Annotated in this window: 13 protein-coding genes; 10 read left to right on the top strand and 3 right to left on the bottom strand. The window is 59.9% G+C overall.

The window, feature by feature from the left end:
* The first annotated feature begins 113 nt into the window (after positions 1-113).
* The 5 genes from FHL16_RS01020 to FHL16_RS00995 all read left to right on the top strand — a co-directional run bounded on the left by FHL16_RS01020 (position 114) and on the right by FHL16_RS00995 (position 4798).
* On the top strand, positions 114-1544 hold the full coding sequence (locus FHL16_RS01020) for a coniferyl aldehyde dehydrogenase (RefSeq protein WP_077747215.1): 1431 nt from the start codon (positions 114-116) through the stop codon (positions 1542-1544).
* Positions 1545-1571: 27 nt separating this feature from the next.
* On the top strand, positions 1572-2117 hold the full coding sequence (locus FHL16_RS01015) for a hypothetical protein (RefSeq protein ID WP_010466797.1): 546 nt from the start codon (positions 1572-1574) through the stop codon (positions 2115-2117).
* A gap of 136 nt (positions 2118-2253) precedes the next feature.
* Positions 2254-3849 carry a GMC family oxidoreductase gene (locus tag FHL16_RS01010; RefSeq protein ID WP_077747214.1) on the top strand — a complete coding sequence of 532 codons (1596 nt, stop codon included), beginning with the start codon at positions 2254-2256 and terminating at the stop codon, positions 3847-3849.
* A gap of 115 nt (positions 3850-3964) precedes the next feature.
* Entirely contained in the window at positions 3965-4444 is a 480-nt protein-coding gene (gene coaD, locus FHL16_RS01005) for a pantetheine-phosphate adenylyltransferase (protein ID WP_007945531.1), read from the top strand.
* Positions 4445-4546: 102 nt separating this feature from the next.
* The gene (locus tag FHL16_RS00995; RefSeq protein ID WP_010466792.1) at positions 4547-4798 is read left to right on the top strand and encodes a YfhL family 4Fe-4S dicluster ferredoxin; all 252 of its coding nucleotides are present in this window, start codon (positions 4547-4549) and stop codon (positions 4796-4798) included.
* Positions 4799-4958: 160 nt separating this feature from the next.
* Here FHL16_RS00995 and FHL16_RS00990 read toward each other — a convergent pair whose 3' ends face one another.
* The 3 genes from FHL16_RS00990 to FHL16_RS00980 are packed head-to-tail and all read right to left on the bottom strand — an operon-like array spanning position 4959 to position 7010.
* Entirely contained in the window at positions 4959-5282 is a 324-nt protein-coding gene (locus FHL16_RS00990) for a multidrug transporter (protein WP_077747212.1), read from the bottom strand.
* A 54-nt stretch (positions 5283-5336) separates the two neighbouring features.
* Entirely contained in the window at positions 5337-6149 is an 813-nt protein-coding gene (gene mutM, locus FHL16_RS00985; protein WP_010466788.1) for a bifunctional DNA-formamidopyrimidine glycosylase/DNA-(apurinic or apyrimidinic site) lyase, read from the bottom strand.
* A 45-nt stretch (positions 6150-6194) separates the two neighbouring features.
* Entirely contained in the window at positions 6195-7010 is an 816-nt protein-coding gene (locus FHL16_RS00980; RefSeq protein ID WP_169857237.1) for an HDOD domain-containing protein, read from the bottom strand.
* Between the two features lie 313 nt (positions 7011-7323).
* On the opposite strand from FHL16_RS00980, the gene FHL16_RS00975 reads away from it, so the two are divergent.
* The 5 genes from FHL16_RS00975 (at position 7324) to ilvD (ending at position 14298) form a co-directional block, all read left to right on the top strand.
* Positions 7324-8520, top strand: coding sequence for a class I SAM-dependent rRNA methyltransferase (locus FHL16_RS00975; RefSeq protein WP_003195152.1), 1197 nt, complete (start codon positions 7324-7326; stop codon positions 8518-8520).
* A gap of 426 nt (positions 8521-8946) precedes the next feature.
* Positions 8947-10026, top strand: a complete 1080-nt coding sequence (locus FHL16_RS00970; protein ID WP_077747210.1) for a SagB family peptide dehydrogenase — start codon at positions 8947-8949, stop codon at positions 10024-10026.
* Positions 10023-11000, top strand: coding sequence for a diiron oxygenase (locus FHL16_RS00965; protein ID WP_077747209.1), 978 nt, complete (start codon positions 10023-10025; stop codon positions 10998-11000). The genes FHL16_RS00970 and FHL16_RS00965 overlap by 4 nt, the downstream gene beginning before the upstream one ends.
* Positions 10993-12198 carry an MFS transporter gene (locus FHL16_RS00960; RefSeq protein ID WP_077747208.1) on the top strand — a complete coding sequence of 402 codons (1206 nt, stop codon included), beginning with the start codon at positions 10993-10995 and terminating at the stop codon, positions 12196-12198. The genes FHL16_RS00965 and FHL16_RS00960 overlap by 8 nt, the downstream gene beginning before the upstream one ends.
* A gap of 258 nt (positions 12199-12456) precedes the next feature.
* Positions 12457-14298, top strand: coding sequence for a dihydroxy-acid dehydratase (gene ilvD / locus FHL16_RS00955; protein WP_010466773.1), 1842 nt, complete (start codon positions 12457-12459; stop codon positions 14296-14298).
* Positions 14299-14328: the final 30 nt, after the last annotated feature.

The raw sequence follows: 14328 nt of genomic DNA, 5'->3' as shown, positions 1-14328 counted from the left end.
ATCTTACGACCTATCGGCGAGTGGATAAAACAATGCTGCGCCAGGATGCCATTTGACTTTATAGAGCTTAGACTCTAAAAAGTGCCTCATTACAACAAAAACCGGAGCCGATCATGACCGCCGACATCGCTTATCTGCAGAACCTGCAACAGCCGCTGGACGAGCTTCAGGCCCTGTTCGATGCGCAGCGTGCGGCGTATGCGGCCAACCCGATGCCACCGGCCGCCCAGCGCCAGCAATGGCTCAAAGCCCTGCGTGATCTGCTGAGCAACGAACGCCAGTCCTTGATCGATGCGATCAGCCAGGATTTCAGCCACCGCAGCGCCGATGAAACCCTGCTCGCCGAACTGATGCCGAGCCTGCACGGCATTCACTACGCCAGTCAGCACCTCAAAGGCTGGATGAAGCACTCGCGGCGCAAGGTCGGTATCGCGTTTCAGCCGGCTTCGGCGAAAGTGGTTTACCAGCCGCTGGGCGTGATCGGCGTGATCGTGCCGTGGAACTACCCGCTTTATCTGGCTATCGGGCCGCTGGTGGGTGCGTTGTCGGCGGGCAATCGGGTGATGCTCAAACTCAGTGAGTCGACCCCCGCCACCGGCTTGCTGCTCAAGGAACTGCTGGGCCGGATCTTCCCGCAAGACCTGGTCTGCGTGGTGCTGGGCGAAGCCGATATCGGTGTCGCGTTCTCCCGACTGCGTTTCGATCACCTGCTGTTTACCGGCGCCACCAGCATCGGCAAGCACGTGATGCGCGCGGCAGCCGAGAACCTGACGCCGGTGACCCTTGAGCTGGGTGGCAAGTCCCCGGCCATTGTGTCCCTCGACGTGCCGCTCAAGGACGCCGCCGAACGCATCGCGTTCGGCAAGACGCTCAATGCCGGGCAAACCTGCGTGGCCCCGGACTACGTGCTGGTGCCGGAAGATCGTATCGGCGCTTTCGTCGAAGCCTATCGCCACGCGGTTCGCGGGTTTTATCCGACACTGGCCGACAACCCGGACTACACGGCAATCATCAATGACCGGCAACTGGCGCGACTCAATAACTACGTCAGCGACGCCACCAGCAAGGGCGCGCTGCTGATTCCGCTGTTTGATCAGGGCCAGGGCCGGCGCATGGGTCATAGCGTGCTGCTCAACGTCAGCGACGACATGACCGTGATGCAGGATGAAATCTTCGGCCCGCTGCTTCCGATCGTGCCGTACAAGACGCTTGATCAGGCGTTTGCCTACATCAATCAACGACCTCGTCCGCTGGCGCTGTATTACTTCGGCTACGACAAGCACGAACAAAATCGTGTACTCCACGAAACCCATTCCGGCGGTGTTTGCCTCAACGACACCTTGCTGCACGTGGCGCAGGACGATATGCCGTTCGGTGGTATCGGCGCCTCGGGCATGGGCCATTACCACGGCCACGAAGGTTTCCTGACCTTCAGCAAGGCCAAAGGCGTGCTGATCAAGCAGCGCTTCAACGCGGCGAAACTGATTTACCCGCCTTATGGAAAATCCATTCAGAAACTGATTCAGAAGCTGTTTATCCGCTAACAATCGCACCCTCGGGTAATAACAATAATGAGCCCAAGCCTGTCCGATACACCCGCGCTGTCGCGGCGCGGCCTGCTTAAATTCAGCCTCGGCGCGAGTGCTTTCCTGGCCACGGCCGGATTGGGCGCGAGCCTCAGCGGCTGCTCATCGAGCATCCCGGCTAACGGTTTCGCGACCCTGCGCAGCGGCGATCTGTTGTTTCTGCGGGCATTGGTCCCGGTAATGCTCGAAGGCGCCGTGGCCGCCGAAAAAATGCCGGCCGCCGTCGATGGCACCCTGAAAACCCTGGATAACGGCCTGAATCACCTGTCGCCGGAAATGCTCAAGCTCACTCGGCAATTGTTCGACGTGCTGGGGATGGCGGTGACCCGCGGGCCGCTGACCGGGATCTGGGGCAGCTGGGAAAACGCCAGTACCGATGAGATCCGGCACTTTCTCGATCGCTGGGAAAACAGCTCGTTGAACCTGTTGCGCATGGGGCACAGCTCGTTGCTGCAACTGGTGATGATGGCGTGGTACAGCCGCGCGGAATCGTGGGTGCATTGCGGGTATCCGGGGCCGCCTGCCGTTTAAGACCGGGTCGCCCCCTTCGCGGGCAAGCCTCGCTCCTACAAGGGCTTACGCGGTTCTGTAGGAGCGAGGCTTGCCCGCGAAGGCATCCTCATGAACACCACTGCATCCAAAACCATAACAACTAGAGAACCCGAAGATGCCCGTACCCGACCCGTTCCGCGAAGGCATGGCCCGTGGCTGGAAAACCTACAACGGCTCGCAACTGACCCAGGACCTGACCCTGGACGCGGACGTGGCGATCATCGGCAGCGGCGCGGGCGGCGGGACCACCGCGGAAATTCTCAGCGCCGCCGGCTACAAGGTGTTGCTGATCGAAGAAGGCCCGCTCAAGACCAGCAGCGACTTCAAGATGCTCGAAGACCAGGCCTACACCAGCCTCTATCAGGAAGGCATCGGCCGCATGAGCAAGGACGGCGCGATCACCATCCTCCAGGGCCGCGCGGTGGGCGGCACTACGCTGATCAACTGGACATCGAGCTTTCGCACGCCCGACCCGACGCTTGAGCATTGGGCCAGGGAACACAACGTCAAAGGCCACAGCCCGGCCGAGATGGCGCCTTGGTTCGAGAAAATGGAACAGCGCCTGGGCGTTGCGCCCTGGATGGTGCCGCCCAACGCCAACAACGACGTGATCCGCAAAGGCTGTGAGCAGCTCGGCTACACCTGGCATGTGATCCCGCGCAACGTGCGCGGGTGCTGGAACCTTGGCTATTGCGGCATGGGCTGCCCGACCAACGCCAAGCAGTCGATGATGGTCACGACCATCCCCGCGACCCTGGAAAAAGGCGGCGAGCTGCTGTATCTGGCCCGCGCCGAAACGCTCTCGATCAAGGACGGCAAGGTCACGGGCCTGCAATGTGTGGCGATGGACGACCGTTGCGTCGCACCTACCGGACGCACAATCACGGTCAAGGCGCGGCATTACGTGCTGGCGGGCGGCGGGATCAACAGCCCGGCGCTGCTCCTGCGCTCGGAGGCGCCCGATCCGCACCAGCGGCTGGGCAAACGCACATTCCTGCACCTGGTGAACATGTCCGCCGGGCTGTTCGATGAGGTGATCAACCCGTTCTACGGTGCGCCGCAGTCGATCTATTCCGACCACTTCCAATGGCAGGACGGCACCACCGGCAAGATGTCCTACAAACTGGAGGTGCCGCCACTGCACCCGGCGCTGGCCTCCACCCTGCTCGGCGGTTTTGGCAAGGAAAACGCCGGGCACATGGAAAATCTGCCCCACACCCACGCGATGCTGGCGCTGTTGCGCGATGGTTTCCACCCGGACAGCCCCGGCGGCAGTGTCGAATTGCGCGGCGACAACACGCCGGTGCTCGACTATCAAGTTTCACCCTACGCCTGGGACGGCTTGCGCCGAGCCTTTCACAGCATGGCCGAGATCCAGTTCGCCGGCGGCGCCAACGCGGTCATGCCGATGCACGCCGACGCGCGCTACGTGAAAACCCTGGCCGAAGCGCGCACGTTGATCGACGGTTTGAGCCTTGAGTTGTATCGCACCCGCCTGGGCAGCGCTCATGTGATGGGCGGTTGTGCCATGGGTGAAGACCCGAAAAACGCCGTGACCGACAGCCTTGGCCGGCATCACCAGATCAGCAATCTGTCGATCCACGATGGCTCGCTGTTCCCCACCAGCATTGGCGCAAACCCGCAATTGTCGGTCTACGGATTGACGGCGCAACTGGCGACTTCGCTGGCCGAACGTTTGAAAAACCCATGAAAACGGAGAATATTCCAATCGTCTATAGTGCTTTCTTACCCAACAGGCGACTTGGCCGACCGGGAAGGCTGCGATACCATCCGACTCCCCAACGGACTCCCGCCAGGACGACGCGATGAACCGAGTGTTGTACCCAGGTACCTTCGACCCTATTACCAAGGGCCATGGCGACTTGGTCGAACGCGCCGCGCGCCTGTTCGATCATGTGATCATCGCCGTCGCTGCCAGCCCGAAGAAAAACCCGTTGTTTCCCCTGGAACAACGTGTGGAGCTGGCCCGCGAGGTCACTAAACATCTGCCCAACGTTGAAGTCGTCGGCTTCTCGACGCTGTTGGCGCATTTCGCCAAAGAGAAGAACGCCAATGTGTTCCTGCGTGGTTTGCGCGCGGTGTCGGACTTCGAATACGAATTCCAGCTGGCCAACATGAACCGCCAACTGGCGCCGGATGTGGAAAGTCTGTTTCTCACACCGTCCGAGCGTTATTCGTTCATTTCCTCGACGCTGGTCCGTGAAATCGCAGCGTTGGGCGGCGATATCACCAAGTTCGTCCACCCTGCGGTGGCGGACGCCCTCACCGAACGCTTCAAGAAGTAACGACCGCTCAAGCGGCGCCCGCGTGCACTGCGGGCGCCAATGCGGCACAATTGCGCGCATTGGTTTATTGCGCCCGGGCCGTCCGCCCTGGCTGGAGTTAGCATGTCCCTGATCATCACCGACGATTGCATCAACTGCGACGTCTGCGAACCCGAGTGCCCGAACGCCGCTATTTCCCAAGGCGAAGAGATCTACGTGATCGACCCGAACCTGTGCACGCAGTGCGTCGGCCACTACGACGAACCTCAGTGCCAGCAAGTGTGCCCGGTGGATTGCATTCCGCTGGATGAAGCGCATCCGGAGACTGAAGAGCAGTTGATGGCGAAGTATCGGATTATTACCGGGAAGGCTTGAGGCAGGCATTTTTGTAGTGCCTGTGCCGGCCTCATCGCGAGCAGGCTCGCTCCCACAGTGGGTTTGTGGTGCTCACATCATTTGATTCACAACACAAATCAACTGTGGGAGTGAGCCTGCTCGCGATGAAGCCATCAGGTACACCGAACATGTAACTGATTCACTCCCGCTGCTCAACCCCCTCCCCGATACACCCCAGGCACCGCACAAATGCGGCTTTCGCCGGATCAACCACCAGCGCCTGTCCCGCATCGCCGATGCCGCCGCCCAAGGCCGTGAACGGCAACGACACCACAAACGCCCCGGCACCGATCACCGTCGCCACCACCAGCAACGGTCTGGCGATCAGCAAGTCGCCGAGCATGGCGTAGGCCGGGGGATTCTGGATGGTGTAACGCGGATCACCGCTGCCGCTGCTAGCCGCCAGCGCGGGCGCACCGACGCTCAGCAGCAGCGCAACAACAAGGGTTCGAAACGAATTCATGGCACGGTCCTTCGGCTAGGCAGTGAGAACACTGACTATAGACCGTCGCACGTATCAGCTCTGGCAGCGTGGGCAAAAGACGCTGGCGCGCTGCCCCAGTTTCACTTCGCGTAGTTCAGTGCCACAGACTTTGCAGGGCTCACTGCCCCGGCCGTAGACAAACAATTCCTGCTGGAAATACCCCGGCTGACCGTCGCCGCCGATAAAGTCCCGCAGCGTCGTACCGCCCCGCTCAATGGCCGCGGCCAGAATGCGTTTGATCTCGATCGCCAGCTTCAAATAGCGCGCCCGGGAAATGCTCTTGGCCTCGCGACGCGGGTCGATGCCGGCGGCGAACAGGGCTTCGGTCGCGTAGATGTTGCCGACGCCGACCACCACCGCGTTATCCATGATGAACGGCTTGACCGCCATGGATCGTCCGCGGGACTGCTGAAACAAGCGATCGCCATCAAACAGGTCGGTCAACGGCTCCGGCCCCAGGCGAATCAACAGTTCGTGGTTGAGCGGATCGAGACTCCAGAGCATCGCACCAAACCGACGCGGGTCGGTATAGCGCAGGGCCAGGCCGGACTCGAGTTCGATGTCCACATGCTCATGCTTCGCCGCCGGCATACCGACTTCAACCAATCGCAGGTTGCCCGACATACCCAAGTGACTGATCAGCGTGCCCACTTCAGCATTGATCAGCAGGTACTTGGCGCGGCGCTCCACCAGCACGATGCGCTGGCCGGACAGGCGCACATCGAGGTCTTCAGGAATCGGCCAGCGCAATCGGCGGTCACGCACGATCACCCGGCTGACGCGCTGGCCTTCCAGGTGCGGCGCAATCCCGCGGCGGGTGGTTTCGACTTCCGGCAGTTCAGGCATGGTGTTCTCGAATCAGGGCGCTCGAATAAATGCAGCAGCCGATGTTCAGCGGTGGGCGCCGAGGTCACGAATCGTTTGCTTGAGGGTCTCGAAGTCGTAGTCCGAGAGGCCGACATAATCGAGCACCAGATGCCCGATGCTGTTCCACTCATGGTCTTCGGTCTGATTACCCAGCACCCGGTAGGACGCACAAATGTGCTCGGCCATTTTCAGGATCGCCAGCAGGTTCTTGAGCTGAGCGTTGCGCGAAGATTCGTCGCTGAAGATCGCCAAGGCGTTGTGGTGATTGGCGATCGCGGCGGTGACATGCTCCGGCAGGCGCCAGGACTTGGCCGTGTAATAACCGACCACCGCGTGGTTGGTGTTGAACACCCGGTTCTCGGTGTCGACCACCCGGCATTCGGCACTGGCGTTGGCGTAGGCCTCTTCCAGAACAGTCATATAGTTGGGGAACCGTTGCAGCATCAGCGGCACGCCGCAGTCGTGGAACAGCCCCAGTGCATACGCTTCGTCGCCGGCCTGGGCGCCGATGCGCTTGGCCAGCGTCAGGCAGGTCATCGCCACGTCCTGAGCCGTATCCCAGAACCGGTTCAGGGTGACGATGGTGTCGTCGTTCATCTCGCCCTTGATCGACTGCGCGTTGATCAGGTTGATGATCGAACGGCTGCCCAGCAGGTTCACCGCACGCTGGATCGAGGCGATCTTGTTGCTCAAGCCGTAATACGGCGAGTTGACGATCTTCAGCAAGGCACCAGAGAGCCCTGGGTCCTGGGAGATCAGCTTCGCGATCACTTCCAGGTCCGGGTCGGGCATGTACTGCTCCATCTGCAAATCCACCATGATTTGCGGCTGGGCAGGCACACTGATGCCTTGCAGGGACTGTTGAATCTGTTCGGAAGTCAGCTCTTGGGACATAAGTACACACTCTGGGCCAGGGGGCGATTCTAACCTTTATAAAGTTGGATCCGACACACCGGCCGACACATTGGCGAAATGTTTCATTTCTGCATAGCCATCGACATCGCTTTCGTGGGCAAGCCTCGCGCCTGCAGATTTACACGATCCAGCAGGAGCGAGGCTTGCCCGCGAGGAGTCCATCAGCGTTTCATCGCCCGCCCGGCCCGCCGCAAGCCTCAACACGCTATACTCCCGCTCTTTTTTCCGGAGCGACGTCATGTCCCTGCCTAGCCTGCGCCTCAAAGCCAACGCCGACCGTCGCCTGCGAAACGGCCACTTGTGGGTCTATAGCAACGAAATCGATGTAGCGGCGACCCCTTTGCACGGTTTTCAAGCCGGCGACCAGGCGATCCTCGAAGCCGCCGGCGGCAAGACGCTGGGCATCGTGGCCATGAGCCCGAACAACCTGATCTGCGCCCGTCTGCTGTCGCGCGACATCAAGTTGCCGCTGGACAAGTCGCTACTGGTCCATCGCCTGAACGTTGCCCTGTCCCTGCGTGATCGCCTGTTCGACAAGCCGTTCTATCGCCTGGTCTACGGCGACTCCGATTTGCTGCCAGGCCTGGTGGTCGACCGCTTCGGCGACATCCTGGTGGTGCAGATCGCTTCGGCGACCATGGAAGCCCATAAAGAAGACGTGATCGCGGCGCTGACCCAAGTGCTCAAGCCAAGCGGCATTCTGTTCAAGAATGACTCCGCTGCCCGTGACGCCGAAGGCCTTAACCGTTATGTCGAAACCGTGTTCGGCCTGGTGCCGGAGTGGGTCGCGCTGGAAGAAAACGGCGTGAAGTTCGAAGCACCGGTCATCCAGGGCCAGAAAACCGGCTGGTTCTACGACCACCGCATGAACCGCGCACGCCTGGCGCCTTATGCCAAAGGCAAACGCGTGCTGGACCTGTACAGCTACATCGGCGGCTGGGGTGTGCAAGCGGCCGCGTTCGGCGCCAGTGAAGTGTTCTGCGTCGACGCGTCGGCCTTCGCCCTCGACGGCGTCGAGCGCAACGCCGCGCTGAACGGTTTCGCCGAAAAAATGACCTGCATCGAAGGCGACGTGTTCGAAGCCTTGAAAGAGCTGAAAGCCAGCGAAGAACGCTTCGACGTGATCGTTGCCGATCCACCCGCCTTCATCAAGCGCAAGAAAGACATGAAGAACGGTGAAGGCGCCTACCGCCGCCTGAACGAGCAAGCCATGCGCCTGCTCAGCAAGGACGGCATCCTGGTCAGCGCGTCGTGCTCGATGCACCTGCCGGAAGACGATCTGCAGAACATCCTGCTGACCAGCGCCCGCCACCTGGACCGCAACATCCAGATGCTTGAGCGCGGCGGTCAGGGCCCGGACCACCCGGTCCACCCGGCCATCGCCGAAACCCGCTACATCAAGAGCATCACCTGCCGGTTGCTGCCAAACAGCTGATGACACCGGTTTGACAGGGAGCCAGAGGGCTCCCCGTTTTATTATCTGTTATTGAATTCCGTTCAAACTTCCTACACTTGCGATCCTACGGACTTGCAGGACGTTTCCCTGCGCCTTTCACTATTCAGCATTCAACTGACAAAACTTGTTCATGCCCAAGATCGATCCGACGAAATTACTGGAAGTTTCCTACCCAATATCGCCTTGATAAGCGCTCATTACACTCTATGATTGAGAGCGTCACCATGAAGTGACTCTTACTTTCAATTACAAGGAGTTCCAAATGAAAGCAATTACTCTGGAAGCTAACAGCATCGCCAACCTGGCTTTCCTGGTCGCCCCTAAAGCCCGCTAAGTAAATGAGACGCTGGGGAGTGCCGGCTACCCAGCGTTTTCTATGGCATTGCCCAGAGCGAACCGCCCATCATGCAGATCAGTCCTCATTTATTCATACTTCCACGCACGCCCGGTCAAATAGTCTGGGATTACAAGAATCACAAACAGTTTGAACTGAACCTGAAGTACTCAACCCGACTGGCAGAACTTATCGACAACCCCGAAAAGTTCAACGAACGCAATACAATTGACACCCAGCTACTTGACGCTGGAATACTGACAACTGCAATAACAGATACTACAGACTGGGGCTGGGACGAACTGTCGAAGATATTCCATATCGGCACCAAGAACATTCCGTGCGAACACGTTCCGCAAAATATCAATGAATGGTCAAAACAATACCTTGATCATTGCAGCGACGTCCTGAGCACGCCCTCGCCGAAAGCCAGGCGCTCGGAACGCCTGGGATGCGAGCTGATTACCCTGCCAAAACCTTCCTGCCTGCCGGAAGATTCCCTGGCAAACGCCCTGGTCAATCGGAAAACCTGCCGCACCTTCACGGGTGAAGCCGTTTCCCTCGAAGCCGTCAGTACATTGCTGTACCTGTCCCTCGGCTATCTGCATGAGCGCGAAAACGACGTCGACGAAAGCATCGTCGAAGGTCTCGGCGCCCGGCGCAGCAGCCCGTCCGGAGGCGGACTGAATGCCTGCGAAGGCTTTCTGCTGGTGCAAAACGTCAGCGGCCTGCCACCCGGGGTCTACGCCTATCACCCCACCGGGCACGCGCTGAGTCTGGTTAATCCGCTGCCTCCCCAACCTTTAGGGCAACTGATGTGCGGACAACACTTCATCAACAACCTGCCCGCAGGCCTGTTCATCACCAGCCGATTCGACAAGCTGTGGTGGAAATATGAACACTCGCGGGCCTACCGAATGGCCTACGTCGAGGCCGGTCATATTTCCCAGACCTTTCAACTGGCGGCCACCGCGCTGGGATTGAACACTTGGCTGACCGGTGCATTGACGGACGACCAGGTCGAAGCGCTGCTGGGACTTGAGAACAGCGCAGAGCAACCGCTGTTCTTTGTCGGCTGCGGCCAGAGCGACGGGCAAGTGATGTGCAAGGAATTGAAAGCCCTGCTGAGCAGTCGGGGGGCGGAACAATGACCGAGCCCCTCATCGACCCCGCGTCAGCCTCTGCCTCATGGGCCCATCGCTTCACCCTTGGAGACTGGAACACCCGAGCCTCGGTGCGGATCAGCGAACACACCTACCAATTGCCGCCGGACCTGAAACGGCAACTGGAAACCCGCCACTGGTTTGCGCCGGAATTTCTGCCCTACCTGAATCATCCGGCAATCAAAGCAGCAGGCAGAGCAATCACTCATCGCCTGTCCGCCAACCATCTGGTGTATTTCCTCGACTACACCACCCTGCTGGAACACCGCATCGTCAACCGTTCCGTGGAAACCATCGTCCACAACGAACTGGGGGTATCCATCCCCCCACGGATGAAAACCGCCGCGCTGCAGCTCTATACGGATGAGGCTTATCACGCACTGTTTTCCAACAGCCTCGCCGAGCAGATTGCCGATATTTACGACATGACAGATCGCCCGGTCGTGCCCCACCGGATAGCCCGGCTGAACGCCCTGCTCGATCGCACACCGGACAAGCACAAGGCACTGGCGTGGTTTCTCGTCGGCTTCGTCTCGGAAACGATTATCGCCAAGGAACTGCTCGACGTTTGCCGTGACACGCTGGTGAGCAGCGTTCAGGAAATGCTCAGGGATCACCTGGCCGACGAAGCGCGTCACAGTCGCTACTTTTGCGAAGTATTCCACCATCTGTGGGTGCAATTGAACTGCGGCCAACGCACGTTCACCGCCAGGTCGCTCGCGGAAATCCTGCTGATTTTCTTTGAGATAGATGAACGCTGGCTTGGGGAAAGCCTGCGCAGCGCCGGCCTGAGTGAAGCGTCTGTCGCGCAGATCCTTGGGGATCTGACCGGCTCGCAAGCACAGCGCCTGCGCGTCCGATCGAGTGCTGGTGCCACGCTCAATGCAATGAAAAAAGCCGGGTTCTTCGATCTGCCTGCCAATCGCCAACTTTTCTCCAGGGCAGGGCTGTTCGATGAATGACGGAAAACAGGTAGCCCAGGGCGAACAACGTGCCATGGTCATTCTGTTGATGACCATGACGCTGCTCGGCGTCTTTCCCCTGGATGTGGTGCTCCCCTCCTTTCCCGATCTTTCTGACTACTTTCGGACCTCACCGTCCGACATCGCCCTGTCGGTGAGCGTGTTCGCCATTGGCCTGGCGTTGTCCGTGGTGTTGGTCGGACCATTGTCGGATTTGTGGGGACGCAAGAAACTCCTGCTGGCCGGTATCGCAATTGCGGTGGTGGGAGCGACAGGGTGTGTGGTATCCAGCGAATACAGCTGGTTTTTGTTCTTCCGGGTGATCCAGGCCGTTGGTTGCGGGTCATTCGTCCTGTCACAGGCGTTGGTTCAGGATCTGTTCGTCGGCAAGGAACAGGAGCGAATCAGAATCTGGATGGTGACCGGCGGCGGGGTATTCATTTCGATTTCGCCGCTGCTGGGGACGTGGTTGCAATTGCAGCTAGGCTGGCAGGGCAGCTTTTATGTGTTTATCAGCCTGGCCGTCATTGTCTGGCTTAAAGCCTTCTTTCTGCTCAGGGAAAACCCTCACCTTCATACCACGGCACCTGAACGTTTTTTCAGCGCCTATTGGCGGCTGTGTTCGGATTTTCGCTTCATGGGGTATTGGTTGATTTCAGCCTTGGCTTTTGCCTGCCATTTCTCGTTCATCGTCATTTCACCGATCATTTTCATGGAGCGGCTGGCGCTGTCGCCTTACGCATTTGCCTGGGCGTTGCTGCTGTATGGCGTGGCTTATGTGTTTGGCGGGATTGTCGCCAGCGCGCTGCATCGGTACCTGCAGGCCAACACACAAATAGTCATTGGCCTGGGGCTGATCGCTTTGTCAGGGCTGGTCATGCTGTGGTTGGCGGAACAGTTCGGGCTCTCTGCGGCAGCGGTGCTGATACCCATGTTGATTTGTACGGCAGGCACCACCATTGCCCGGCCCATCGCCAACTCCAAAGCCATGAGTCTCTACCCCCGGAATGCCGGAACCTCGACCTCGGTAGGCGGCGTGCTGATTTTCATGTGCGGCGGTGTGATCAGCGTGGTGATCAACCTTGCCTCCGAAGACCTGACCACAGCACTAGCCCTGTGCTTCCTGAGCTTGAGTGCTACGGGCCTTGGCCTGAATGTCTTGATTACACGACGGCATCTGGCGCTGAAGGCGGGCTGAAACCTGCCAGTCGTCATCCCGCACGTTGTGTCAGCGCCGGATCAACGCTTCCCGGCATTCCCTCCTGACGCCAGCCGTGTAGAATCGCGACATTCATCGCCAGTCATCCCCCGGCGGGTTTATGAGCTCAAGCTGAAGCGCGCGGCGATCCCGCAAAGTTATCGGCAACTTCCGGACACACGGCCATTTCTGGGTGTTCCAGACGTCAATAGAAGCTCACTTCCCTTTTGATACCTGATTAGCCGCCCGGAGTGCTTCATGCCTGATTACCGCTCGAAAACATCCACCCACGGCCGCAACATGGCCGGCGCCCGCGCACTGTGGCGCGCCACGGGGATGAAAGATGACGACTTCAAAAAGCCGATCATCGCCATTGCCAACTCGTTCACCCAGTTCGTACCGGGCCACGTCCACCTCAAGGACCTGGGCCAGCTGGTCGCCCGCGAAATCGAACGCGCTGGCGGTGTGGCAAAAGAATTCAACACCATCGCCGTGGATGACGGCATCGCCATGGGCCACGACGGCATGCTCTATTCGCTGCCGAGCCGCGAGATCATCGCCGACTCCGTCGAATACATGGTCAACGCCCACTGCGCCGACGCCATCGTCTGCATCTCCAACTGCGACAAGATCACCCCTGGCATGCTGATGGCCGCCCTGCGCCTGAACATCCCGGTGATCTTCGTTTCCGGCGGCCCGATGGAAGCCGGCAAGACCAAACTGGCCTCCCACGGCCTCGACCTGGTAGACGCCATGGTGATCGCCGCCGACTCCAGCGCTTCTGACGAGAAAGTCGCTGAGTACGAGCGCAGCGCCTGCCCGACCTGCGGCTCGTGCTCCGGCATGTTCACCGCCAACTCGATGAACTGCCTGGTCGAAGCCCTGGGCCTGGCATTGCCGGGCAACGGTTCGACCCTGGCCACCCACAGCGATCGCGAACAGCTGTTCCTGCAGGCCGGCCGTACCATCGTCGAGCTGTGCAAGCGTTACTACGGCGAGAACGATGAGTCGGTATTGCCGCGCAACATCGCCAACTTCAAGGCGTTCGAAAACGCCATGACCTTGGACATCGCCATGGGCGGCTCCACCAACACCATCCTGCACTTGCTGGCCGCTGCCCAGGAAGCCGAGATGGAGTTCGACCTGCGCGACATCGACCGCCTGTCCCGATTCGTGCCGCAACTGTGCAAAGTCGCTCCGAATATCCAGAAATACCATATGGAAGACGTGCACCGCGCTGGCGGGATCTTCAGCATCCTCGGCTCGCTGGCCCGTGGCGGCCTGCTGCACACCGACCTGCCGACCGTGCACAGCAAGACCCTGGCCGAAGGCATCGCCAAGTGGGACATCACCCAGACCGACGATGAAGCCGTGCATCACTTCTTCAAAGCCGGCCCGGCGGGCATCCCGACGCAAACCGCATTCAGCCAGTCGACCCGTTGGGAAACCCTGGACGATGACCGTGAGAACGGCTGCATCCGCAGTGTCGAGCACGCCTACTCGAAAGAAGGCGGCCTGGCCGTTCTCTACGGCAACATTGCACTGGACGGCTGTGTGGTGAAAACCGCCGGCGTCGACGAATCGATCCACGTCTTCGAAGGCAACGCGAAGATCTTCGAAAGCCAGGACAGCGCCGTTCGCGGCATCCTCGCCGACGAAGTGAAGGCCGGCGACATCGTGATCATCCGTTACGAAGGTCCGAAAGGCGGCCCGGGCATGCAGGAAATGCTCTATCCGACGTCGTACCTGAAATCCAAAGGCCTGGGCAAAGCCTGCGCCCTGCTCACCGACGGCCGCTTCTCCGGCGGCACCTCGGGCCTGTCCATCGGCCATGCTTCGCCGGAAGCCGCTGCAGGCGGCGCGATTGGTCTGGTGCAGGACGGTGACAAGGTGCTGATCGACATTCCGAACCGCTCGATCAATCTGTTGATCAGCGACGAAGAAATGGCCGGCCGTCGTGCCGAGCAGGATCAGAAAGGCTGGAAGCCTGTGGAAAAACGTCCACGCAAGGTGACCACTGCCCTGAAGGCCTACGCCCTGCTGGCGACCAGCGCCGACAAGGGTGCCGTGCGTAACAAGGCAATGCTCGACGGGCTGTAAGGCTTAACCGTCGAACAAAAAATGCCCCGC

Source organism: Pseudomonas sp. FSL W5-0299 (genome assembly GCF_005930655.1).
GTDB lineage: Bacteria > Pseudomonadota > Gammaproteobacteria > Pseudomonadales > Pseudomonadaceae > Aquipseudomonas > Aquipseudomonas mandelii.
The sequence above is the reverse complement of the archived record's forward strand: the minus strand, read 5'-3'. Positions and strand labels throughout refer to the sequence as shown.

Coding starts and splice junctions, on each gene's coding strand:
- FHL16_RS01020 (WP_077747215.1), top strand. CDS start 114: ATGACCGCCGACATCGCTTATCTGCAGAACCTGCAACAGCCGCTGGAC.
- FHL16_RS01015 (WP_010466797.1), top strand. CDS start 1,572: ATGAGCCCAAGCCTGTCCGATACACCCGCGCTGTCGCGGCGCGGCCTG.
- FHL16_RS01010 (WP_077747214.1), top strand. CDS start 2,254: ATGCCCGTACCCGACCCGTTCCGCGAAGGCATGGCCCGTGGCTGGAAA.
- coaD (WP_007945531.1), top strand. CDS start 3,965: ATGAACCGAGTGTTGTACCCAGGTACCTTCGACCCTATTACCAAGGGC.
- FHL16_RS00995 (WP_010466792.1), top strand. CDS start 4,547: ATGTCCCTGATCATCACCGACGATTGCATCAACTGCGACGTCTGCGAA.
- FHL16_RS00990 (WP_077747212.1), bottom strand. CDS start 5,282: ATGAATTCGTTTCGAACCCTTGTTGTTGCGCTGCTGCTGAGCGTCGGT.
- mutM (WP_010466788.1), bottom strand. CDS start 6,149: ATGCCTGAACTGCCGGAAGTCGAAACCACCCGCCGCGGGATTGCGCCG.
- FHL16_RS00975 (WP_003195152.1), top strand. CDS start 7,324: ATGTCCCTGCCTAGCCTGCGCCTCAAAGCCAACGCCGACCGTCGCCTG.
- FHL16_RS00970 (WP_077747210.1), top strand. CDS start 8,947: ATGCAGATCAGTCCTCATTTATTCATACTTCCACGCACGCCCGGTCAA.
- FHL16_RS00965 (WP_077747209.1), top strand. CDS start 10,023: ATGACCGAGCCCCTCATCGACCCCGCGTCAGCCTCTGCCTCATGGGCC.
- FHL16_RS00960 (WP_077747208.1), top strand. CDS start 10,993: ATGAATGACGGAAAACAGGTAGCCCAGGGCGAACAACGTGCCATGGTC.
- ilvD (WP_010466773.1), top strand. CDS start 12,457: ATGCCTGATTACCGCTCGAAAACATCCACCCACGGCCGCAACATGGCC.